The organism is Marinomonas phycocola, assembly GCF_047525455.1.
Lineage (GTDB): Bacteria > Pseudomonadota > Gammaproteobacteria > Pseudomonadales > Marinomonadaceae > Marinomonas.
The window spans coordinates 229,399-254,094 of record NZ_JBLIXL010000002.1 but is presented as its reverse complement, the minus strand read 5'-3'; the positions used below and the strand labels follow the sequence as shown (position 1 = coordinate 254,094).

Here is a 24,696-nt window from a genome sequence, read left to right as displayed (position 1 = left end):
GTCCCCTAAAGAGCCGTTGAAGACTACGACGTTGATAGGTTGGGTGTGTAAGTGCTGTGAGGCATTGAGCTAACCAATACTAATTGCTCGTGAGGCTTGACCATATAACACCAAAATGGTTTTAAGAAGAAGGTTTCAAGAAAAGCGTTTTGAGAAGAAAGTTTTAAAAACACTTTTAAAAAAAGCGTTAAGAAAAAACTTGAAACGAAGATGACAGATTACGACACACAGTGATTCGAAAGACACACTGTGAGCCGGTTTGATACTTGGTTATTGCTATTTCAAAAGAGACATTGTTAAAGATTCAAGCACGTATTCGCGTAAGCTGAGTCACATAAAGAACTCAACCAAACGCAACAAGTTTGCTTGACGATCACAGAGACGTTGAACCACCTGATCCCATCCCGAACTCAGAAGTGAAAAGCGTCATCGCCGATGGTAGTGTGGCATTCGCCATGTGAGAGTAGGTCGTCGTCAAGTTTCAATTAGAAAGCCCTGATAGGTGACCCTGTCAGGGTTTTTTTTGGTTCAGAGATTGAACGTCAATTGAAATTCAAGACAGTGCATCAAGACCTCCTAGAAATATTGATTCAGCCACTGACAAAATGGTCATCGCCGATGGTAGTGTGGCATTCGCCATGTGGCTCTTTATGAAAGGAACGAGGTCGTCGTCAAGTTTCAATTAGAAGGCCCTGATAGGCTACCCTGTCAGGGTTTTTTTGGTTCAGAGATTGCGGTTAATGGGGAATCTCTCCGATGTCAACAACATACCGGGGTACCGTCCCAATAAGTATGCTTACCATATCGATTAATTTACTTCTGTATTAAAATCTAATTTTATAGATAACTAGGCTACTCTGGATGATTTCCCTTTCTTTTACTATTTTACCTGTATTTTTACTTCTTATAATGGGGGGGATTCTATCTAAGTATCGCTTTCCGTCAGAATTATTCTGGAGTGGTGTTGATAAGTTAGTTTATTGGGTGTTATTTCCTGCTTTACTCTATACCAAAACGTCTTCAGTCGATTTTAGTCATCCTATTGTTGCTGATTATCTTATTATTTTTCTCTCCAGTATTACTATCATTTCTTGTCTCGTTTTAATCACTAATTATTTTTTGAAGGTATCTCCGCCAACAAGCTCTACTATGATGCAAGCAGGAGTACGTTATAACACGTTTATTGCATTAGCTGTTGCTGATAAGCTTTATGGAGATACAGGATTGCTTTATGCAACGTTGGGGGCTTCTATTGTCATCCCGACAATCAACGTATTAATGGTGTCTTATATGGTAATCAAACACGGTAAAGAAGGCGTAAGCTTATCAGAACTTATTTTTAAAGAGTTATTCAAAAACCCGCTAATTATCTCAATTTTTCTTGGTATTAGCGTTAATTTATTAGGTTTAGGTCGCGTTATACCTATCTATACTATTACTGAAATTTTATCTCAAGCAACATTGCCCTTGGTTCTGTTGGCTGTCGGTGCAAGTTTGCAATTTAAGGAGGTACAAACCGCTTGGAAATATATTGGTGTTTCAACCGTAATTAAGATGGTCGTGTTCCCCGCTACGATTATTTCATTGTGTATCATACTTGATGTTTCTGGAGTAACAGCGGTGGTTGCCGTTATTATTGGTACTGTACCGACAGCAACATCGGGTTATGCATTAGCTCGACAATTAGGTGGAAATGCACCACTTATGGCAGTTTTAATTAGCTTTCAAACTGCCATAAGTATTATTATGTTGCCTTTTGTTATGTGGATTGCTCGGGGTATTTTTTTAGCTTAATGTTTGTGATGATGATGTTCATGGTGATGATCGTGAATATCATGTTCGTCTACTGGCTGTTCTTCACCGTCATAATATAGGCCAATATCTTCACGTATTTCATCTAATGTACTGATTAAATCTAAAGAGTCTTGCCAAGAAAAGCTTGGGCTTTGTAAGAGCCCTTCTTCGATACATCGATTGACTTCATCAATTTCAAATTGATAACCCATGCCTGGAAAATCAAACTCAACAACGCTTTCATGGTTGTTGATATTGGTCAGTTTGCATGACTTTGCCATTAGCCATGTGCTGTCTATTTCAATATAACCTTTGCTGCCTGACAGTACGGCTTTGTTAGGTGAATGGGATATAAGAGAGGATTCAAGGCTAGCAAGTTGCCCTTGCTCCCAACCTAATAGTATTTGATTGAATACATCTACATCGGTATCGCCAATGACAGTCTGATTTTGAATGAAGTCGGGTTTACCAAAAAACAATTGGGCAAGGAAAACGGGATAAATACCTAAATCAAGTAAAGCCCCTCCAGCTAATGATTTATTGAGTAATCTGTGTTTTGCGTCTGTCGGGCCAACAAAGCCAAAATTGGCTCGGATACTATGTAATTGACCGAGTTCTCCGTCTTCAATCCAATCATAGACTTGTTCTATTGCAGGATTAAAACGAGTCCACATAGCTTCCATAACAAATACTTCACGTAATGCTGCTAAGTCATAGAGTTCTTTAGATTGTTTATGATTAATAGTAAACGGTTTTTCGCACAGAACGGACTTATTCGAGAGAATGCACGCTTTTGCAATTTTGAAGTGTAAGTGATGAGGTACAGCGATATAAATTACGTCTACTTGGTCGCTGTTAATAAGTGAAAAATAATCAACAAAAGAGAGGTCAATGTCGAAATCGCTGGCAAATTGATCAGCAGTTTCTTTTTTGCGGGATGCTACGGCTACTAATTTTCCTGCTTTGGCATGAGCAAAATCCCTTGCGAAATTTCTAGCAACCGCTCCTGTTCCAATAATACCCCAACGTATTGTTTCCATGGTTTTTTCCTATTTATATGGTTGCTGTGAATGTTGATTCTCAAGTTGTTCTTGTAATTTATAAATTTGATTTTCAAGTTCGGTAATTTTTTGTTTTAAAGCATCAATTTCAGAACGAGGTTCATGAGTAACTATTAGAGACGAATGGTGTGTAATCGATGTATCGGCTTTTCCAAATAATTGTATGTAACGAATTTCACGTTTTCCAGGCACTTTAGGAAGTGCTGTGATATAGGGGCCTCCAGAAATGTGTTGAAGAGACAGCAATGTTTCTTCGACTTCCGATAGGTCTTTAAATGGGTATAGCCTTGAGGATCTTGATCTGAGCTCGCCTGATGTTTGAGGCCCCCTTAGCATAAGTAAACAGATAACCGCCAATTCTGAATCTTTCAGTTGAATATCGGAGAATTCTGTATTACAAAAACGGTGTTGGTACTTAGGTGTTTTGCTATTAAAACTTGATGTGTCGATAACAAAGTTGTTGCCTATTAATGTATTTAATATGGATTCTACTTCCGTAAGAGTAAACTCAGTAATGGGTTCACGATTGGATTTTTGGTTACAGGCATTTTGCAATGACTTGAGACTTAAAGGGTAGAGGTCAGGAGTAGTGATTGATTTTTCTATTAAACTACCAATAATACGGATTTGTTCATTTGATAGAGACAACTGACTCATAGCGAATCCTTATTAATATAAAGTAATAGACTCTATATTACTCTGTGTTCTGTTTGTTTTGAAACGTAATGGGCTTAAATAAAGGCATAAGTAGTAAAGAAAGCACCCCATTAGGACGATATTTCTTTGTTTTGGGCATGCCTATATTAATATTATTGTCGCCTAATGAGGCTTTATCTGTATATGAGTTAAAGATTTTGTCCCAAATGCTAAGAAAAAAGCCATAGTTACTGTTTGTTTCTTTGTTTATTCGAGAGTGATGGATTCGGTGCATTTCGGGCGTAATAATAAACAGTCGTAGGACTCGTTCGATTTTCTTAGGTAAAGAGACATTACTGTGATTAAACATAGCCGATGCGTTTAATAGGACGTCAAAAATGAGGATAGCCACAGCGGGTATACCTAAAGTGACGACGATAATACTTTTATAAACAAGAGATAAAACAATTTCAATAGGATGAAACCGTACTGCGGAAGAGACATCGAGCTCTGAGTCAGAATGATGAATTCTGTGCAGCCTCCAAATCCAATGGATACGATGAGATAAATTATGTTGCCAGTAAATAGCCAAATCTAACAGTAGAAGGCTGAGTAATATAGAGGCCCATATTGGTAAGGGCAGTAAATTTAACAGTCCGTATTTACTTGAAGTATAGGCTATAAGGGATAAGAGGAGCGGTTGGATAAGTTTTAACAACATCATGTTAATGGCTAAAAGGCTTAAGTTTTCTATCCAACGTTGTTTCCAATGAACAAGCTTTTTTTTAGGTCGCAAAACTTGCCAAGCTATCAGTGGTAGTACAAATGCTAAAAATAGAGTAACTCTTAAAATGTAGTCCGTCATAAAGAGGCATCTTTAATGATATAGAATCAGTATAAACCATTCTATTGTGTTAAATTCAACAAAGTGAATTGGATTGGACAACGGTTATCGAAAAAGTTCCCTGTGTGGGCTTATTATTCATGTTTACAAGTACTAATTTTCTCTAGAGAGGGAATTAGTTAAAGGTGCACTATAAAAGCTTTGCAGCGAACTGTATCAATATTTTATGGTAAACGTTCAATTGCAATTATTATTTTGTTTAGGGCTTCTTCCAAAATTGACCGAGGACAGCCAAAATTCAGCCTTAAAAATTGAGGGTTACCAAAGTCCTTCCCGTTTGACATTCCAACACCTGCGTCTAAGAAAAACGAATGAGGGTTTTCTAATTTCAATGCACTCACATCGAGCCATTCTAGATAAGTGGCTTCGAGTGAGTAAAACTTGATAGGAGTGTGTTGTAACTTCGAACGGATAAAGTGTCGGTTGCCTCTTAAGTATTTAATGAGTTCAGAATGCCACTGTTTACCTTTTTCGTAGGCTGCTTGGGCTGCAACTAGCCCTAACAAGTTAGGCGAAGGGATGATTCCACTGTTCATTTTAGTGAAAGATGCTTTTATTTTTGGGTTCTCAATCACAGCAAAAGCAAATCCTAAGCCTGCGATATTAAATGTTTTGCTAGGGGCCATTAATGTGATGGTTCTGTTCTTAGCATCGTCATTCAAACTGGCAAATGGAACGTGAGGAACGCTATCCAAAATTAAGTCACAGTGTATTTCGTCAGAGACAACGATCAGATTATTTGCTTGTGCTATTTGATGAATACGGTTGAGTTCTTCTACCGTATATACGGTACCACCTGGATTATGAGGGTTACATAGTAGCAACATTTTTGCATTTTCTTTTGAACAAGCTTCACTCAGCTCATCAAAGTTTGGGATCCATCGTTGAGTGCTGTCAGTAACCATGGAAACATGAGCAACTTCTCTATTGGAGAATTCGGCTGCTTTTGTTAAGTGGTAATAAACTGGTCCAGGTACAACAATCGAATCGCCTTTATTGGAGAAGCTTCTGACACAAGAGTGAAGTGCGCAAACTAGGCCAGGTAAATACACCAGAGCCTGATCGTGTATAACCCAATTATAGTTTTTTTCTAAATGTTTTTGGATACTATTGGATAGCTCACTGGATGCTGACGTGTAGCCAAAAATGCCATGCTCTAATCGATCTGATATCGCATTTTTAATTGCAATTGGAGACGCAAAATCCATATCTGCTACCCATAGAGGGATGATATCGCTCTGATATCTTGACCATTTATCGCTGTTTGTATTTTGTCTTGGGATAATCAGGTCAAATCCATGCTTTTTTTCCTGTATACTTGCCATGTCTTCCTCTCAAAATAAAATAGATTTCGATTAATTGCTATTAATCTTATCGTGTTTTTTATAGAAAGTGATCTCATTTAAAAAATAATTTTTTTGTCTATTTCATTCTTTTATTTGTCTAAAACCGACAGTTAAAGTGACTTAAAAACATTGACCCAATAAAAAATTAAATTATATCAATATGTTATGTTTTTTAACGACTTGGCGGCTTTTACATGGGTTGACCCTGTTAATTAATGGGGCCTATTATGATTTAATTTAAATAGGCGTTTAATATAAAGGTTCGATTTATGCCTAAAGTTGGAATGCCTGAAATACGTAAACCTCAATTAATACAAGCAACAATTAAATCAATTGATGAATATGGCTTTTCAGGCGCTACAGTAAATATCATTAGTAAGAATGCAGGTGTTTCATCGGCAATTATTAATCATTATTTCGGTGGTAAAAATGGTCTTTTAGAAGAGACCATGAAAAGTTTGATTCGAGAGTTTTTTGCTATTCTGAAAAAAGAGCTAAAAAAAGGTAAAAATGGAAATTGCATCGATAGAGTGATGTGTATTGTGAGGGCTGGCTTTAGTCAATCGCAAATGAATCCTGAAATTGTGAAAGTTTGGATAGGTTTTTGGGCCTCAGCTATGCATTCACCTGTTTTCTTTAGACTACAGAAACTCTATTCAAAAAGATTACATACGGCACTGGTCGTTGAACTAAAAACTGCATTAGGGCGAGAAAGAGCAAGACAGGTTGCTTTAATGGTGGCGTCCCTAATTGATGGTATGTGGCTGAGAGGCTCATTAGACGGAAAAATGAATAGATCTCAATCTATGCTACTTATCCGTCAATATTTAGTGTTAGAACTAAACTAATAAAATTGGCTTAATTATAAAGAGTAATGAGAGTGATCAGTAACACTATGAACGTGCTGTTTAATTGTTTAATAAGCGAGGGTAAATTATGTTATCAATGCTAAGTAAATCTGTAATCTCTGTGAGTATTGCGACTGTTTCAGGCCTAACGATTGCAGAGAACTGTTCTACCGTTCGATTTTCTGATGTTGGATGGACTGATATTACAGCGACGACATCCGTAACGTCTGAAGTATTAGAAGGTTTGGGTTATAAAACGAAAACTCAGCTTTTATCTGTCCCTATCACTTATACATCATTAGCAAATGGTGACATCGACATTTTCTTAGGTAATTGGATGCCAACGATGGAAGCGGATATTGCTCCGTACCTTCAAGCGGGCACCGTAGAAGATGTAAGAGCAAACCTAGTTGGTGCAAAATACACGCTTGCAGTTAATAAAGATGCTTTTGATGCTGGCGTGAGAACATTTGCAGATTTGTCTAAATTTAAGAAAGAATTTTCTGGTCGAATTTACGGTATTGAACCAGGCAATGATGGCAACAGAATTATTCAAGAGATGATTGATTCAAATGCATTTGATTTAGGCTCTTTTAAGCTTGTTGAGTCGAGTGAATCAGGTATGATTTCTCAAGTAAGTAGAAATACTCGTCGTAATAAGTGGATCGCCTTTTTAGGTTGGGCTCCACACCCAATGAATTCGAACTTTGATATCGAATATTTAGATGGAGGTGATGATTATTTTGGACCGAATTATGGCGGTGCGAATGTACATACAAACGTTCGTAAAGATTATCTAACTGAATGCCCGAATGTAGGAAAGTTACTAACCAATTTGGAGTTTTCTTTAGCAATGGAGAACCAAATCATGGGCGCTATCTTAGATGATTCAAAACAGCCTGCTGTAGCTGCAAAAGAATGGCTGAAAGCCAACCCAAATACGTTGGATGCTTGGTTAGAAGGCGTTACTACACAAGCGGGTGATAGTAATAGTGTTGCTGCTGTAAAAACTCACCTCGGCTTATAGGCCATTTTTCCCCATCATTTCTATTTAGTGCTATAGGTATGTTCCTATAGCACCCCCTTAAACCGGAGAAAATGCATGAATTGGTTGACAGATCACAAAATTCCTCTTGGATCATGGATGGAACTTTTTGTTGATTGGCTTATTGACGTGGCCGCCGTCTTTTTTGATTTCATATCAGAAACATTAGAAACACTTATTATTTCATTGGTTGAGGCTATCGAGTGGATGCCTCCTATAGTTGTGATTGCTATATCGTTAGTTGGCGTTTGGTTTTTACATAGGAACATTGGGCTAGTGGCTTTTGTCGCTTGTTCAATGTTGCTTATTATTAATCTAGGTTATTGGGTTGAAACTATACAAACATTGGTACTGGTTGTTTCTGCTACCACCATCAGTGTGCTTGTTGGTGTACCTATTGGTATTGCCGCTGCACACAGGCCTTGGATGTATACAATATTAAGGCCCATTTTGGATTTAATGCAGACAATTCCGACCTTTGTATACTTAATCCCAACATTAATACTTTTTGGTTTAGGCTATGTCCCAGGGCTAATTTCAACGATTATTTTTGCCATTGCCGCTCCTATTCGTTTGACGTACTTAGGTATTAGTAAAGTGCCAATTGAGTTGGTTGAAGCGGGTTTGGCATTTGGTTGTACAAAATCGAAGTTACTTTACAAAGTCGAGCTGCCTGCTGCTATGCCTAATATTATGGCAGGAATTACACAATGTATTATGTTGTCTTTATCTATGGTGGTTATTGCTGCATTAGTGGGCGCTGATGGGTTAGGTAAGCCGGTTGTAAGAGCTCTGAATACAGTGAATATCTCACAAGGCTTTGAAGCAGGCATCGTAATCGTATTGGTTGCTATTATGTTAGATCGTATTTGTAAAAGTCCTTCTGCTGCTAAGGAGAACGCATAATGGCTGTGATTAGCATACAAAATCTAGATGTTGTCTTTGGCGACAATACAAGCCAAACCCTTTCTTTAATGGATGAAGGCAAGTCTAGAAACGAAATACTAGGCATAACAGGAGACGTTGTCGGTGTCCAAAATGCTAATATTGATGTTGAAGAAGGCGAAATTTGCGTCTTAATGGGCCTATCTGGCTCAGGTAAATCGACACTATTAAGAACGATAAATGGATTAAACAAAGTTGCGCGTGGTAAGTGTCTTGTACGTGATGGTGATACTATGATCGATATGGCAACATGCAATGAAAGCATGTTGCGTCATATTCGTACGAATCGTGTGTCTATGGTATTTCAAAGTTTTGCATTAATGCCATGGCTAACGGTTCGTGAAAACGTGGCTTTTGGTTTAGAAATGCAAGGTTTGGGTAAGATAGAGCGTATGAAAAAAGCCAAAGAGCAAATTGATATGGTCGGACTGGGTCAATGGGCCGACAAAAAAATCGATGAGTTGTCTGGTGGTATGAAACAGCGTGTTGGTCTTGCACGAGCGTTTGCGATGGATTCGGATGTTTTATTAATGGATGAGCCTTTTTCTGCTCTTGATCCATTGATACGTACGCAGCTACAAGATGAACTTATTGAATTACAACAGAAGCTAAATAAAACCATTATTTTTGTAAGCCATGATTTAGATGAAGCATTAAAAATAGGCTCTAAAATAGCGATTATGGAATCGGCTAAGGTTATTCAGCAGGATAAACCTGAAGAAATCGTTTTAAATCCGGCGACAGAATACGTTGAAAAATTTGTGGCTCATACAAACCCGCTTAATGTCCTTAAAGGTGTCTCTTTGATGACATCCAGAGAAAAAATGGCGATCTTTGAAGGTGGTTACCTAGATGAAGGTATTCATTATTATGTAGATGAAAAAAATGCGCTAATAAAGCTTGAGAAAGATGGACTGCCACTTAATGAAAACCACTGGGAAATAGGTCAAGTTATTGACGGCCTAACCGTTGGGGGTGTTACCCGAGTGCCTTTTAATATATCTATGAGAGATGCTGCTGAGATACGTTACAAAACGAATCAATCGTTAGTGCTGATTAAAGATGAGTGCTTTGTTGGGACATTAAGTGATAATAATTTTTATCACGCTTTGTTAGGCAAGCACTTTAACCGCTCTGATGTTGAAGCTGATGGTTAAGGAAGGTGCGAATAAGCCTACTAAGACTCAGTCTTAGTAGGCTTATTCGCACCTTCCCTAGTGATAAGCACCAAATATTACTTTTATGCTCAATCGTAAGTAATAGTGATGAATGGTTGGAATCAAAGTGCGCTTATTATTATATGCTCTTAGGGTATTCCCCGTCGTTTTTTCGATTACATAATAATGGTTTCTGACTTGATTTTATCTCTTAAAATGTAATTTGAATTTTTTGTGTTGTTTATAAATTTTTAAGGGAATTTAGTGAATCAAACAGGTTTAAATTATGCGGATTTCTTGTATATTTGAGGTTTTTTAAATCGACTAAAATTCAAACTGATTCGGCTGTTTCATTGTCTTCTTAAGCAAGGAAAAATCAATGGTTAAGCAAACTATTTTACCAATATGGAGTTTGTTGTTTGGTATATCGATAATCACTATGGCTAGCGGACTTCAAGGCTCCTTAATAGGGATAAGAGCTTCTCTAGAAGAGTTTGATACGACGGTAACGGGTCTTATCATGTCTGGTTATTATGTAGGCTTTATTATTGGCTCGATATTAGTGCCTATTTGGGTAAAAAATGTGGGGCACATTCGTGTTTTTGCCGCTGTAGCTTCTCTTGCCTCGATTACCATTTTGATGCAGTCAGTTATTGTCGATCCTTGGTTTTGGGCTCTTATGAGGACGGGAACTGGGCTGTGCTATGCGGGGCTTTTTATTGTTACAGAAAGCTGGCTTAGTGACATATCATCTAATGAAACGAGAGGACGGCTGTTTTCTGTTTATATGACCATTTTATGGGGAGGGTCTATTTTGAGCCAAATGCTTCTAAATGTTGCATCCCCAAGTGGTTACGATTTGTTTATTTTGACCTCTGTGCTTATTTCATTTGCGTTAGTGCCTTTGTTATTAGTTCGAACGCCATCGCCTACCATTGTTATTCCTGAAAAGCTGCATATAGTAAATTTGATTAAAACCGTTCCTCTTGGTGTGACTGGTGTTACTCTGGCTGGGTTAGTTATTGGTGCAGTGCTCAGTTTATCTGCCGTTTATGCCCAATCAATTGGCATGAATGTTGGTGAAATTTCATTTTTTATCGGGGCTAGCTATGTAGGAGGCTTATTACTTCAGTGGCCTATTGGTAGATTGTCTGATATCCAGGACCGTCGAGTAACCATTTTATGGGTTGCTGTTATTGGGGCAATCACCGCTTTCGTAGTGCCATTAGGTATGTATTTAGACAGCCAGAATATTATGTTGCTGGGTATGTTTCTAATTGGGGCTTTTTCATTCCCTATGTACTCGTTATCGGCCTCCCATGTTAATGATTTGCTAAGACCTGAACAAGTTCTATCGGCCAGTAGCGGGCTTATCCTACTTAATGGCATTGGTGGTGCTATTGGCCCAATTGTTGCTGCACTTGTTATGGACTTTTTAGATATTAACGCTCTATATTGGTTTGTCGCTTTAGTAAATATTTCTATTGGATTTGTTGCTGTTTTTTATATTAATCATCGAGCACCAATGGTCGTTGAAGATCAAGGTGATCAAGTTCAGGTTGCTCTTAGTGTGAGTCCGGTAGTCACTGCAGAAATGTTTGTTGAAGCGGATTCAACGATTGAGACAGAGGAAGAAGTAACGGAAATAGAGATTAAACTTTAGTGTTAAAGCCAATAGTGGGATGTTATATACTAACCGTATTTAATAGATTGGCCGTATTTTTAATAAGGAAGCAGTATGATTCGTAAATGTTTACTCCCAGTTGCTGGGTATGGTACACGCTTTTTACCCGCAACTAAGTCTATGCCAAAAGAAATGCTTCCTATCGTGAATAAGCCATTGGTACAGTATGGTGTTGAAGAAGCGGTAAAAGCGGGTTTAAATAATATCACTTTTGTAACGGGTCGAGGCAAGCGTGCAATTGCTGATCATTTTGATATTAGTTATGAGCTGGAACATCAAATTTCAGGTACAGGGAAAGAGCAATATTTAGAAGGCATTCGATATCTGATTGAGAATGTGAATTTCTCTTATACTCGCCAAAATAATATGTTGGGTTTAGGGCATGCTATTTTAACGGGAGAGGCGTTAATTGGAGATGAGCCTTTCGGTGTGGTATTAGCGGATGATCTTTGTGTTTCTGTGGATCACTCTGATGGTGTGATGGAGCAAATGGTTAAATTGTTTAACCAGTTCCGATGCTCAATTGTGGCCATCGAAGAAGTGCCTGCGGATGAAGTGAATAAATACGGAATCATTACAGGTGAAAAAATGGTAGATGGCTTATATCGTATTACCGATATGGTAGAGAAGCCTAACCCAGAAGATTCACCTTCAAATTTAGCCATCATAGGTCGTTACATCTTAACGCCTGATATCTTCCAAAAAATTCGTGATACGCCTCCAGGTCGAAATGGTGAAGTGCAAATTACCGATGCATTGTTAAAGCAAGCTGAAGAAGGCTGTGTGTTGGCGTATAAATTTAAAGGACGTCGTTTTGATTGCGGTAGTGTTGATGGCTTTGTTGAAGCAACCAACTACTGTTATGAAAATGACTATAAGAAAAATAACGAATAGTAAGAGTGAATTATTCGTTACAGATATTAAAAGCCAGTGTTTTCAAATAACTGGCTTTTAATATCGAGCCATATATGATTGTTTTAAATGGGTTTTTTTCTTGATGGCGTTGAAAAAAACGACATCAAATAGATTATTTGCGACATTCAAAATATATGTATCTTATGTACTTCTTGCTGTAACTGCTAGAGAAACAGCGGTTAAGAAGTCTCAATACACTAAACACCTATCATTCGAGTAAAAAAGCACAAGATGCTACTCATTTTTATACTTTTCGCCACTAAATAAGCCGACTTAGCACTTATTTAGTGCGTTCTAAACGGATTAATCCTTTGCAGATCGTCTTATCTGGTCCATTCTAAACACATTGGTTAAGGCAAATAGCATCGCCAGGCTCAAGTTCAATCACAGCTTTAAGTTGATCTCAAGGCATCAACTCATTCATACGAGCATTTACAGCGTTTTTTTGTTGAATTCTCTGTCAGAAAAAGTGAGTTGATGTGACATAACTAAGGCTTGAATAGGTAAATAGGAATTATTTAATTTTAGAGGCCCATTCGCATATTCCCTAGCTTATCTTTGAGTTTTATCTTGAAATTTGGTTTTAATAAAAGACGCTTTTTGGATGATGTTGTCTTTTGAATGATAATGGTGTGCTGTTGAGACGTTGCCTTCAGATAGGCATAAAAAAGCCCGCACAGATTAAAATCTGTACGGGCTTTTTAATTGGTACCAGTGGGCGGACTCGAACCGCCACGCTTATTAGGCAACGGATTTTGAATCCGTCGTGTCTACCAATTCCACCACACTGGCCTTGAAACGTGCTGCACATTCTATGGATTTTTATATGTCTGTCAATGCTTTAGTATAAAAAAATGACATTCTTTCAATAAATATATCTTTTTATGCAATAGCGTTTCTGTCGTGAAAACTGCTTTATAATATGGGGACTATGTTTTAGGGGATTGTATGTCTGTTCAGAATTTTTCAAATGTTCTTACTCCTGTTGTGATTATTGGTGCTGGTCCTGCGGGTTTAATGGCGGCAGAAACGTTAGCAAAAGCGGGTTATCAAGTGTCTATTTATGATGCAATGCCATCTGTTGCTCGAAAATTTCTATTGGCAGGGAAAGGAGGGATGAACATCACTCACTCTGAAGCAGAAACACTCTTTAAGCAACGCTTCTATGAAGCAAATGATTGGGTATCTGAGTGGCTTGAATCGTTTAATGTGGCTGATTTAAGAGCATGGTTGACGGAGTTAGGGGTAGAAACGTTTGTTGGTACTTCTGGACGTGTTTTCCCTGTCGAAATGAAAGCGGCTCCTTTATTAAGAAAATGGGTGCATCGACTAAAGCAGCAAGGTGTTGTATTTCATGTCCGACATAAATGGCTAGGTTGGCAAGGTGATGCATTGCATTTCCAACATTTAGAAGAGTCGGTTTTTGTAGAAGCTAAATCCATTTTGTTTGCATTGGGTGGCGCTAGCTGGCCTTCTTTAGGTTCAGATGCTTCTTGGATAACGCCACTCACCAACGGAGAAGGCTTTCGTTCGTTTCGTCCTGCTAATTGCGGCTTTAAATGCCATTGGAGTGATTACTTTGCGAAAAATAGTAAAGGTGTCGCAATGAAAGGCGTAACCATTTCTATGGACGGTAACCCTGTTGGGAAAAATGGAGTGAAAGGCGAAGTGATGATTGATGCACTTGGGATAGAAGGCAGTTTGATTTATGCGCATGCATCCGCTATCCGTGACCAAATAATAGAAACAGGGAAAGCCGACCTCATCATTGACCTAATGCCAGATCGATCGAAAGAAGACATCATAAAGCGACTGAAAGAGCCTAAAGGCAAGTCTTCTATGGTTAATTTTTTGAAGAAAAAACTCCGGTTAGACAGTGTAAAATGCATGATACTGAGAGAGCGCTTATCTCAAGAAGAAATGAATCGTCCTGAAAGTGTCGCAGCCTGTTTAAAATCGTTTGAATTAACACTTACCGAATGCTTTGATCTAAAAAATGCCATTAGTAGTGCTGGTGGTATTCAGAGAGAAGCGCTAACGAGCAGTTTAATGCTAAGACAACGAAATGGCGTATTTTGTGCGGGTGAAATGCTGGACTGGGAAGCACCAACAGGCGGGTATCTACTTACAGCTTGTTTTGCGAGTGGATTTCATGCGGGGAAAGGAATGCTTAACTGGCTTAACAAACTGTCTGTGTGAGGGTTTGTTCAGCGTTTGTATGCGAGGTTGATGGTGGAGGGGGTGTTACCTCAATGTCTCAAGTGTTGTATTGGACCAAAGTACGCCTTCTCCATAGCATCGTCTCAGCATTAATCTACTTTTGGCAGATAAATTAGAAATATCATCCCAATTGTTCTTTTCCAAAGAGTGAATTACTTTCAGATATTTGCCAATCTCCACCCCTTCGTAGTTAAGGATAATGCCCTTAAGGGTGCCACTTAATGAAATTTGGTCGAGCGCCTCTTCTACTACGCTTGTTAATATTTTGTTAAAAACAGACTCAAAGCGCGCATTTATAACTCATAAACTCCGCTTTTTCGTCTGTGTTTGCCTCGTCTTATCGTCGCTCATGACTTCGTGCAAAGGTCTCACCTTGTACATGTTGGCTTGAAGCTTCAAAAGCCATAGCCGAGAAAATAAAATTCATTTTATTAAGAGGCGTCTATTGACACTATATTAAACAGTGATTACTATTTTCGCAAAATGAAATGGGGCCTTAGCTCAGCTGGGAGAGCGCAACGCTGGCAGCGTTGAGGTCAGGAGTTCGATCCTCCTAGGCTCCACCATTTTCTGATACATTTCCCTTTCTACTTTATAGTAGCCTATTGTTTATATCATATTGTTTTAATTGTTCATATATCTTGATTTGTCTGTAATAAACAACAATAAGGAAGACTATGTTCAGTGTTTATTCTGGTAATCATCTTGAAGACCTCGCTGTTGTTTTAAACAAAATACTGGCGCTTTCTCCCCCTAAAAATGCCTTTCAATCTGAGCATATTTTAGTTCAAAGCCCTGGCATGGCTCAATGGTTAAAGATGACATTAGCAGAGCAACAAGGCATTAACGCTGGTGTTGTTTTCCCGTTGCCTTCTACTTTTGTCTGGCAATGTTTTCAAAAAAGCATTCCAGGCATTCCAATGCAAAGTGAATTCAATAAACCTTTTTTAGTTTGGCGGTTGATGAGGATTCTACCAACACGATTGGACCAAGAAGAATTCTCTGCATTGACTTGGTATCTAAAAGAAGATAAAAGCCAAATGCGCCTTTATCAGCTGTGTGCCAGTATTGCCGATATTTATGATCAATATTTAGTGTATCGGCCTAATTGGATATCTGCATGGGAATCAAACGATGAATCGATAGAAGAGATTAATCGAATTACAGAAAAACAACCTTGGCAGGCAATTTTATGGCGTGATTTGGTGACCGATGTTTCTTTGAATAACGGTTCATTATTTCATCGAGCAAATTTAGTTGAAGCCTTACGAGACGCCACCCGCAATACACAAAAGCCGACAACTTTACCGGACCGAGTTTTTGTTTTCGGCGTATCTTCGTTGCCTCCAAATACCTTGAATGCATTGCAAGTATTGGCAAAATCAGGTTGGATTGAAGTGCATCTCTTTGTGCTAAATCCAAGTCGTTTTTACTGGGGGGACATTGTCGACAAACAACATCTAAATCGGCAGATTAAGCGTCAACCCAATAAACTGGGATTGACCTTAGACAAGCTTCATTTAGAAGCAAATCCTCTTTTGTCTTCATGGGGTAGGTTAGGTCGAGATTATATATTGCAGCTCATGGATGTGGCAGACAACCAGTTGGATGTGTTTGAAGATTACATAAGTACTGAAACGGTAGAAAGCAACGACAGCACAACGTTATTAGCATTTTTACAACAAGACGTGCTGACGTTGGATAATCACGGTGCTAAAGAAGAACGAGAAGGTCGCTTGGGTGATTCGTATTACAAACATCTTATTTTACCTCAAGATGAAAGTATGCAGTTTCATTCTTGTCACAGTGCGCTAAGGGAAGTTGAAGTCTTACACGATCAGTTGTTATCTATGTTCGAACAAGATAAAAATTTAACCCCTAAAGACATCATTGTGATGCTGCCAGATGTGAATCTGTACAGTCCATTTATTAAGTCTGTTTTTTCAAGCCAGCCGGATCACAAGCGCATTCCCTTTGCTTTGGTTGATTTACAGGCAAATTACGAAGCACCGTTAATTGATGCTTATGTGCAATTACTGTCCTTAGTAGACAGCCGCTGCACCTTATCTGAATTGATTAGCATTTTGGAAGTGCCTGCGGTATTGACTCGCTTTATGCTAACGATCGATGAGCTGGAACGAATTCGTCAATGGAGTAATGAGTCTGGTATTCGTTGGGGGCTAGATCATACAACGGCAGAACATTGGTCATTACCAACCGATACTCAAAATACATGGGAAAACGGGCTGAAGCGAATGTTGCTTGGCTACGCTGTTGGTCACGATGTGGTTTGGAATGATTTACTTAGCTATGGTGAAGTAGAAGGTCTTGAAGCCGATGTTGCCGGAAAGTTGGCGCAATTTTTAAATGCAGTGAATGCGTTAGTTACTGCCATGCGCTCGCCTAGGTTACCCGATGAATGGGTAGAATTTCTGTATGAGTTATTTGATGCATTCTTTGATGTGGATGAAGACGATGTCTTTGCGCCATTACTAACTCAGCAGATTGATCAAATGGCGACAGAATGGCGTACGGCTAAGTTTAATGAAACCGTGGATTTGGCTGTTTTAAGGCAAATGCTGGTTCCTCGATTGCAAGAGCCTCAAGGAGGGCAGCGCTTCTTAGCAGGCAGAGTGAGCTTCTGTACCTTAATGCCAATGCGCTCAGTTCCTTTTAGCGTTGTTTGTGTGCTTGGGTTAAACGAGGGTGTGTATCCTCGGACAAAAGTCCCCGTTGGTTTTGACTTAATGGTGGGTAATTATCAAAAAGGGGATCGTAGCCGAAGAGAAGACGATAAATATCTCTTTTTAGAAGCGTTATTGTCTGCCCGCCAGACGTTGTACATAAGTTACGTTGGTCGCAGTATTCGAGATAACAGTGAGTTAAACCCCTCTATATTAGTGAGTGAATTGGTGGAATACATTGGTCAAAGCTGTGCTTTTACGACCGACTCTCACCTAGATCCAGAAGCCAGTCAAAAAATGCTCTTACAAAAAATAGTGACAGAGCATCCATTACAGCCCTTTAATATTAAGTACTTTTTATCAGAGCAAAGTGGGTTTGTCTCGAAAGACTTATTTAGCTATGAAGAAACGTGGCTAGATGCAATTAGACAGGACGTACTGTCTAGAGATGAACTTAATGATACGTCCACGTTACCACATTTAGAGCAAGAGATGGATGAAGTCGATTTTACGAACGTGACTCGGTTTTTTACCCATCCTGCGCGTTACTTTTATCAAAAGAGATTGAAGGCATATTTGTCGATCCGAGAAATGCAGGAGTTAGAAGACGAGCCATTCTCCATTAATTATATGGCTGCATGGGACTTCAGGGAAAAAGCCTTATTGGCGTATGAAGATGGGAGTATTGATTCTTTCAGACAAAAGCTGCAACTCAGTGGGGATTTTCCTTATGGTGAGTTTGGGCAAATGTCGTTGCAAGAATTACTTAATCAATGCGCGTCTATGGCCGCGGCCTCACCCTCAAAAAGCAGCATAAAATGGCCTAAAATAGACGTACAACTCAGTTTCCAGTCTGCTGTTGAAAACAAATCTGTTGGTAGTAATACTGCAAGTGAAAACGCACTAGGTAAAAACAGGATAAAACTGATTGCTTGGCTGGATCGTTGGGATAATGATCGACGAGTGATCCGACATTTAAGCACCTTAACTGCCAGAGTTCGTATGAAAAGTTGGCTTGAACACCTTGCTGTTAATGCCCAAGGCATTCCTATGCAGACGTTAGTCTTATCATTTAAAACCTCATCTTCGGCTGAAGTCGTAGAAACCTGCTGGCCTAAACTGGAGCAAGGTGTGGCACTAGAGTTACTCACTCGATATTGGACCGTATTTGAGCAAGGGATTAACCATGTTATCGCATTGCCAGCTAAAACTGCGGATGTTTGGGCCAGTGAAATGCATAAAACACAGAATGAAGAATCTGCATGGGAAAAAGCCAACAAATGTTACCACGATACGTATCTTGAGTTTTCGGAAGGGCGTGATGTGTACTGGCAAAGAACCTATTCTCAGCTTGAAGACATGCAGGAAAGTTTTGTTCAATTAAGCGAATTGCTGTGGTTACCAAGTTACACCTATTTGGAGAAGAAAGAATGACACCGTCTTTCGAACGACCACTGATCGCATTGGATGCGTTTACCTTTCCTTTATATGGGCGACGACTGATTGAAGCGAGTGCTGGGACGGGTAAGACATACACCATTGCCAATTTATACCTGCGTTTGTTGATGCCTACTCAAGATGACTGTGAGTTTCCTTATCCATTGACTGTGGATCAAATCCTAGTCGTGACCTTCACCGAAGCGGCAACGGCCGAGTTGAAGGGGCGGATTCGTCAACGTATTAGACAGGCAAGAAAAGCGCTATTAATGGGTGAGAGTAATGATGCTTTCTTATCAAGTTGGATCGCACGGTTTTCATCAACAGAAAGCGAAGTGGGTGTTGAACGTTTGCTAAATGCAGAAAAGCAAATGGATGAAGCGGCAATCTTTACCATTCATGGCTTTTGCCAAAGAATGCTCGCTCAAAATGCATTCGAAAGCCGAATGCTCTTTCAGCAAGAAATTGAAACAGATGAAAGCATTCCTTTAAGCATTGCCGTGAAGGATGTTTGGCGTTCTGAAACCTACCCTATGTCACCTGAATTTGCTGGTATTGTTAGGCGGATTTGGGATACGCCTCAAGCTCTACAAAACGATTTAGCGAGTGTACAAAGTCAGCCGAGTGTGAAGATTCAAGGTGCAGATTTTGATGTTGAGCGTTGCTTATTTGAAGCAAAAGAACTTATTCAAAAAGCCAGACAGCTGTGGCAAGCGCATTCAAAAGAGGTGATTGAACTGCTGGATAACAGCGATATTAAAGGAACTTTTTGGTACAACACACCCAAAAAAATGGACGCTCGTGAAAAGGTGATTCGCAATCTATTTGCATGGGGGGAAAGTGATTCGTTAATGCTGATTGATGAGTTAAAACGAATCGACGGGGCTGAACTGGAATCGAATGTGAAAAAAGGCGGTGCAGCACCTGAGCATCCACTTTTTGAGAGTGTTAAAACATTGCGTTTGTTGTTTCCAGATTCGAATAAAGTGAAACCCGCATTGTTGTCTCGTTATTGGGCGTTGGTACAAGATCGTTTAATTAAATGGAAGCAGCAAACGTTAAAACTGACGTTTACGGATTTGTTGACCTCAATGGACTTTGCTCTACAAAATGAAGGTGGAGAGCGTTTAGCGGATCGTATTCAACATCTTTACCCTGTCGCTATGATTGATGAGTTTCAAGATACAGACCCGATACAGTACCGTATATTTTCAACAATCTATCAAGATGCTGATTCTAGCTCTTCTGATGGTGAGCAATCAGATCGAGCATTGGGTTTGATTATGATCGGTGATCCTAAGCAAGCGATTTATGCCTTTCGTGGGGCCGATGTCTATACCTATTTAGAGGCGAAAAAAGACGTCGAAGCAGTGTATTCATTAGCGACAAACTATCGCTCTTCAGCGGCGATGATCCAGTCCGTCAACCAGTTGTTTATGACACAAGCTAAACCTTTTAGAGTAGAAGGTATTCCGTTTACGTCGGTTCAGGATCGAGGTATTGAAGGGGGGTTTGTACGGCAAAATCAAGTTCAAACAGCGATGCAGTTTTTGTTGCTTGAGCAAGATGATGTGTTGAGCACTGGCTCCTACGAAGAGAGGATCGCTGAAATGTCAGCGACTCACATACATGCGTTATTGTTAGAGGGGCAAAAAGGGCAAGCCACACTAAAAGATAAAAATCAGGCCAGTCCCGTTATGCCGAAGGACATTGCCATTCTGGTTGCGGGTTATCGACAAGCGCAGTTAATGAAGCAATCCCTTGCTGAAAAAGGCATTAACAGCGTGTACCTAAGTGATAGAGGGTCTGTATTTGCGTCTTCAGAAGCGCAAGACCTGTGGATTATTTTGCATGCTATTCATGAGCAAGGTAAAGAAACGCCGCTACGATCCGCTTTGGCAACTAAGTTGCTAAGTAAGTCTTACGATGAGTTAGATAAGTTCAATTACGATGATGTGTATTTTGAGCAATGGTCTGAGCGTTTTCAGCATTATCATGATATTTGGCTGGCTCAAGGTTTGATGCCGATGCTGAGACGCTTTATGCAAGATTTAAAATTGGCCAGTGATATTCTTAGTCGAGTAAATGGCGAGCGTTCGTTAACGAACTTATTGCATTTAGGAGAAAAACTCCAACAAAAATCCATGGAGATGGAATCGCAAGAAAGCTTATTACGTTATTTTTTGAGGGTTATCCAATCGCCAGATGGCAACAGTGATGAGCAAAAAGTACGACTTGAAAGCGACGCTGAATTGGTTCGAATTATTACCATTCATAAAAGTAAGGGGCTTGAGTACCCACTTGTGTATCTCCCTTTTGCATTAAAACCTTTCGCTAATCGCGATGATCATGCTTTATATCATAGTAGAGAAGACAGTGGAGGTGATAGAAAAGGGAATAGTGAAGCTGATGGAGAAAGGAACAGTGATTTATCTGAAACACATTCGACGTTGTGGTTTACTCCTTGTCCAGAAAAAGAGCAAAAAGAATTACATGAAGAAGAGTTGTATGCAACGGAAATTCGCCTCGCTTATGTGGCATTAACTCGGGCAAAAGAAGCCTGTTTCATTGGTTGTGCTGAAATAGGCAAAGCTGCCACAAAAACATTGCCAGTTCGCTGCCAGATGCATTTAAGTGGTGTGGGTTCATTATTGTATGCGGGGGAAGACAGAGCGTTTGGTTCTCTGGAAACAACGCTTATGGCATTTAATGAACTTTCTTTTATGGAGGTTGTTCGTTCGGTTCCTGATACGTTGCCCGTATTTAAACAAAACCGTTTAGGTGACGGAGTGGTCGATGAGGGGCAAGCTCACATTCTAAACAACCGTGAGTTTTCTGGTCACATAGAGCGTGACTGGTGGATTGGAAGCTATTCTTCATTGGTGATTGGTGATGAAAGCCATAAAAAAGCCGAAGTGAATCCCGGTTTAGACGAAACGGGCTTGATGGTCTCAGGCAGTCATTTAGACAGAGATTTAGGTGATCATGTTCCTGAGCCGGAATTGCTTACTGAATTAGCCATTCAATCGGCGAATTTGCTTGAAAATGAAGACAACGTGGCAAATCGGTTTAGTTTTCCTCGTGGTGCGAAGCCCGGGGTTTTTCTACATGATCTGCTAGAAGGAACGCCATTACTTGATCAATTAAACGATCCAACATTTGCCAATTTACTGTTAGCTCAGTATCAGCCTGCTATGGCAGATTATTTTGAGCGGCAAGGCTATGGAGAATGGCGCCAAGTATTGTTCGTGTGGTTGCGGGATATGCTGCATACCCCCTTAGACAAAAACCTTCCTGAATTAACATTAGCGGCATTGTCGGCTCATCAGGTTTATAAAGAAATGGAGTTTTTTATTCCTGTTTCAGGATTTAAAGCGCTGCAATTGGATCGGATTGCCAGGCGTTATGATGATGTGTCTAAAGACGCACCAAGCATTCAAGATCGACCATTAAAAGGCATGTTAAAAGGGTTTATCGATTTATTGTTTGAATGGGAAGGGCGTTATTATGTGGTGGATTATAAATCAAACTACCTCGGAGATAGCCCCGACGATTATCATGATCAAGCATTGAAAGATGGCATTGCCGACCATCGTTATGATTTACAGTATCAGCTTTATACGTTAGCGCTGCATCGTTATTTAGGCTCTCGGCTGGAAGATTATGACTACGATAAACATATTGGCGGTGTGTTTTATTTGTTTCTGCGTGGAATGGATGGAGAAAGTCAGCAAGGTATTTATCGTACTCGATTGGAAAAAGCTCAGGTTTTAGAGATGGACGCATTATTTTCTGGTGCGAATAGAGCAAAAGAGACCATAGATCAACCCTCTATAGGCCCAAGTCAGGAAGACCAATATGACTTATTTTAATGCAATGACGCCCTTATCCAACAAATCCCGTAGTATCAGTACGGCAAGTCAAGACATCACTGATGTGTCTTCTGCCAATGAATTGATCGAACGGTGGCGTAATACGGGTGCGATTAGAGCAATAGATGAGCAATGGATCGTTTCTTTAATGCGTCACTCTAAAGAAACGGATACGGCGGTTTTATTGGCAGGTGTTTTGTGCAGTGCGTATTTAGGAATGGGGCACGTTTGCTTGTATCTAGAAGATGTCTTTCACCATGCCTTTCTTGGATCATCAAAAGAAGATAAGCAAATTTGGAAGAAAGTATTGACGACTGAAGGCATCGATTCGCTTCAAGAGTGGGGGCGTAGAGTGTCACAATCCTCTCTAGTGGTTACTACTCAACAGGAAAGTACAATGGATAAAAGTCGAGATGGCCAGATGTCTATTATCGAAAAAAAACCATTGGTATTAGAACAAAACCGACTTTATCTCAGCCGTTACTTTTATTACGAAGAAACCGTTCATCAGTTTTTAAAGAAATCCTCGCAGGCGGCACTTTTGCCTGTAGATAAAAAATGGTTGGATGATGTTTTTTCTTCTTCAATTAAAAGTACAGCAACAGATCACGCTAAAGAAAGTGATCTGAATGTTGATTGGCAGAAAGTGGCAGTCGCTTCGGCGGCGGCACAAAAATTTGCGATTATTAGCGGTGGCCCAGGAACCGGAAAAACAACGACGGTAATTAAACTGTTGGCGCTATTGGTGCAACAAGCGAACAAAGCGCAACAGACGTTGAACATCAAATTAACCGCGCCAACCGGGAAAGCAGCGGCACGACTGACAGAATCCATTAGTAAAGCTAAGGTGAATTTACCCATTGAGCAAAGTATTAAGGATGCCATTCCAGAGCGAGCATCGACGTTACATAGGCTGTTAGGGGCTAACTTTGGACGCAGTGAATTTAAATTTAACTCGGAAAACCCATTGCATTTGGATGTTTTGTTGGTAGATGAAGTGTCGATGGTTGATCTACCTATGATGGCGAAACTGGTTGATGCGTTACCGTCTCATGCTCGTTTGATTTTATTGGGCGATAAAGATCAGCTGGCGTCTGTAGAAGCGGGTGGCGTGCTAGGAGATTTAACGGCTGGTATAGATGATGTGCATTTTTCCTCTGATTGGGTTCACTATTTGAGCAATATGCTGGAATATGATTTTTCTTCCTATGAGAGACCAGAACATACTGCTCAATGGATAAATCGACATCTAACCTTATTGAGAAAAAGTTATCGCTTTGATGGCAACAGTGGCATTGGTTTATTGGCCAGTGCTGTAAACAGAGGTAATGAAAATCAAGCTATGGGTTGTCTATTGAATGCGCCTGACCAAAGCATTCAGTGGCACCCAACGTTGAAAGACGGACTGAACAAGCAAGCGGTTGACATTACTGAGTTAGGAAAAGGTTATGCTGAATATTGGCGAGGTGTGCGTTCTGGTTTATCTATTGAATCACTCTTTGTTCTATTTTCAAGGTATCAAGTATTATGTGCTGTGCGGCAAGGCGACTTTGGTGTTGAGTCGATAAACGAAGCCTTGTGCCAGTATTTTTACAGCAGAGGTTATTTAAATTTGAATCAAACATGGGAGGCGGGTAAGGCCATCATGATTCGACGTAATGATTCAAGTTTAGGGCTTTTTAATGGGGATATTGGTATTTGTATGCCTGAAACGTCTAACGATTCGGTGCATGCCGATAAAATGAGAGTCTGGTTTCAATTAAGTGATGGTTCTATTAAAGGCATTCTTCCCAGTCGATTAAGTGATTATGAATGGGTTTATGCCATGACGGTGCATAAATCTCAGGGATCAGAATTTGATACGGTTGTGCTTGTCTTGCCTGAAAATACCAGCCCAGTCTTAACCAAAGAATTGCTCTATACAGGAATCACCAGAGCCAAGGCGAAATTTTCAATATGGGGTAATGAAGCGACATTGCGTTATGCAATCACCAATCAAGTGACAAGGTTGTCAGGATTGCAGAACAAAATTTGGTCAAAAATTGAGTAATCATCTGAATGCTGGGCGAATCATTGAACTTTTTCAGACAGCCCCAATCATTTGAAGTAGAGTCTGATTTTTAATGCATAAAATTATGTTAGTGTAGG

At 39.8% G+C, this 24,696-nt stretch carries 15 protein-coding genes, 2 tRNA genes and 2 rRNA genes; 14 read left to right on the top strand and 5 right to left on the bottom strand.

What is annotated here, in order from left to right; genetic code table 11:
* The 3 genes from ACMUMJ_RS02990 to ACMUMJ_RS02980 form a co-directional block, all read left to right on the top strand.
* A 23S ribosomal RNA gene (locus tag ACMUMJ_RS02990) occupies positions 1-104 on the top strand; the annotation flags it as partial.
* 261 nt (positions 105-365) lie between these two features.
* Positions 366-480, top strand: a 5S ribosomal RNA gene (gene rrf, locus ACMUMJ_RS02985).
* Positions 481-861: 381 nt separating this feature from the next.
* The gene (locus ACMUMJ_RS02980; RefSeq protein WP_414677311.1) at positions 862-1,794 is read left to right on the top strand and encodes an AEC family transporter; all 933 of its coding nucleotides are present in this window, start codon (positions 862-864) and stop codon (positions 1,792-1,794) included.
* Here ACMUMJ_RS02980 and ACMUMJ_RS02975 read toward each other — a convergent pair.
* The 4 genes from ACMUMJ_RS02975 to ACMUMJ_RS02960 form a co-directional block, all read right to left on the bottom strand.
* Positions 1,791-2,834: a Gfo/Idh/MocA family protein gene (locus ACMUMJ_RS02975; RefSeq protein ID WP_414677310.1), complete on the bottom strand. Its 1,044-nt coding sequence runs from the start codon at positions 2,832-2,834 to the stop codon at positions 1,791-1,793. The two genes, ACMUMJ_RS02980 and ACMUMJ_RS02975, sit on opposite strands and share 4 nt — an antisense overlap.
* 9 nt (positions 2,835-2,843) lie before the next feature.
* Positions 2,844-3,512, bottom strand: a complete 669-nt coding sequence (locus ACMUMJ_RS02970; RefSeq protein ID WP_414677309.1) for a YceH family protein — start codon at positions 3,510-3,512, stop codon at positions 2,844-2,846.
* Positions 3,513-3,549: 37 nt separating this feature from the next.
* Positions 3,550-4,356 (bottom strand): sterol desaturase family protein, encoded by an 807-nt coding sequence (locus ACMUMJ_RS02965; RefSeq protein WP_414677308.1) that lies wholly within the window; start codon positions 4,354-4,356, stop codon positions 3,550-3,552.
* A 203-nt stretch (positions 4,357-4,559) separates the two neighbouring features.
* Complete coding sequence (locus ACMUMJ_RS02960; RefSeq protein ID WP_414677307.1) at positions 4,560-5,720, bottom strand: MalY/PatB family protein; 1,161 nt, start codon at positions 5,718-5,720, stop codon at positions 4,560-4,562.
* A 290-nt stretch (positions 5,721-6,010) separates the two neighbouring features.
* Here ACMUMJ_RS02960 and betI point away from each other — a divergent pair, with 290 nt between their 5' ends.
* The 6 genes from betI to galU all read left to right on the top strand — a co-directional run bounded on the left by betI (position 6,011) and on the right by galU (position 12,314).
* Positions 6,011-6,589, top strand: coding sequence for a transcriptional regulator BetI (gene betI, locus ACMUMJ_RS02955; RefSeq protein ID WP_414677306.1), 579 nt, complete (start codon positions 6,011-6,013; stop codon positions 6,587-6,589).
* A gap of 88 nt (positions 6,590-6,677) precedes the next feature.
* Complete coding sequence (locus ACMUMJ_RS02950) at positions 6,678-7,616, top strand: choline ABC transporter substrate-binding protein (RefSeq protein WP_414677305.1); 939 nt, start codon at positions 6,678-6,680, stop codon at positions 7,614-7,616.
* A gap of 75 nt (positions 7,617-7,691) precedes the next feature.
* A complete protein-coding gene (gene choW / locus ACMUMJ_RS02945) occupies positions 7,692-8,540 on the top strand; it encodes a choline ABC transporter permease subunit (RefSeq protein ID WP_414677304.1) in 849 nt (282 codons plus the stop codon).
* Positions 8,540-9,736, top strand: a complete 1,197-nt coding sequence (choV, locus tag ACMUMJ_RS02940) for a choline ABC transporter ATP-binding protein (RefSeq protein WP_414677303.1) — start codon at positions 8,540-8,542, stop codon at positions 9,734-9,736. Before choW ends, choV begins: the two co-directional genes overlap by 1 nt.
* A 379-nt stretch (positions 9,737-10,115) precedes the next feature.
* Complete coding sequence (locus tag ACMUMJ_RS02935; RefSeq protein WP_414677302.1) at positions 10,116-11,399, top strand: MFS transporter; 1,284 nt, start codon at positions 10,116-10,118, stop codon at positions 11,397-11,399.
* Positions 11,400-11,474: 75 nt separating this feature from the next.
* The gene (galU, locus tag ACMUMJ_RS02930; protein ID WP_414677301.1) at positions 11,475-12,314 is read left to right on the top strand and encodes a UTP--glucose-1-phosphate uridylyltransferase GalU; all 840 of its coding nucleotides are present in this window, start codon (positions 11,475-11,477) and stop codon (positions 12,312-12,314) included.
* 727 nt (positions 12,315-13,041) lie between these two features.
* On the opposite strand, the gene ACMUMJ_RS02925 is transcribed toward galU, so the two are convergent.
* A tRNA-Leu gene (locus ACMUMJ_RS02925) sits at positions 13,042-13,127 on the bottom strand.
* 156 nt (positions 13,128-13,283) lie between these two features.
* On the opposite strand from ACMUMJ_RS02925, the gene ACMUMJ_RS02920 reads away from it, so the two are divergent.
* The 5 genes from ACMUMJ_RS02920 (at position 13,284) to recD (ending at position 24,598) form a co-directional block, all read left to right on the top strand.
* A complete protein-coding gene (locus ACMUMJ_RS02920; RefSeq protein ID WP_414677300.1) occupies positions 13,284-14,534 on the top strand; it encodes a TIGR03862 family flavoprotein in 1,251 nt (416 codons plus the stop codon).
* Between the two features lie 511 nt (positions 14,535-15,045).
* Positions 15,046-15,121: transfer RNA gene (locus tag ACMUMJ_RS02915), tRNA-Ala, on the top strand.
* A 111-nt stretch (positions 15,122-15,232) separates the two neighbouring features.
* On the top strand, positions 15,233-18,673 hold the full coding sequence (recC, locus tag ACMUMJ_RS02910) for an exodeoxyribonuclease V subunit gamma (RefSeq protein WP_414677299.1): 3,441 nt from the start codon (positions 15,233-15,235) through the stop codon (positions 18,671-18,673).
* Complete coding sequence (gene recB / locus ACMUMJ_RS02905) at positions 18,670-22,548, top strand: exodeoxyribonuclease V subunit beta (RefSeq protein ID WP_414677298.1); 3,879 nt, start codon at positions 18,670-18,672, stop codon at positions 22,546-22,548. The genes recC and recB overlap by 4 nt, the downstream gene beginning before the upstream one ends.
* A complete protein-coding gene (gene recD / locus ACMUMJ_RS02900; RefSeq protein WP_414677297.1) occupies positions 22,535-24,598 on the top strand; it encodes an exodeoxyribonuclease V subunit alpha in 2,064 nt (687 codons plus the stop codon). The genes recB and recD overlap by 14 nt, the downstream gene beginning before the upstream one ends.
* Positions 24,599-24,696: the final 98 nt, after the last annotated feature.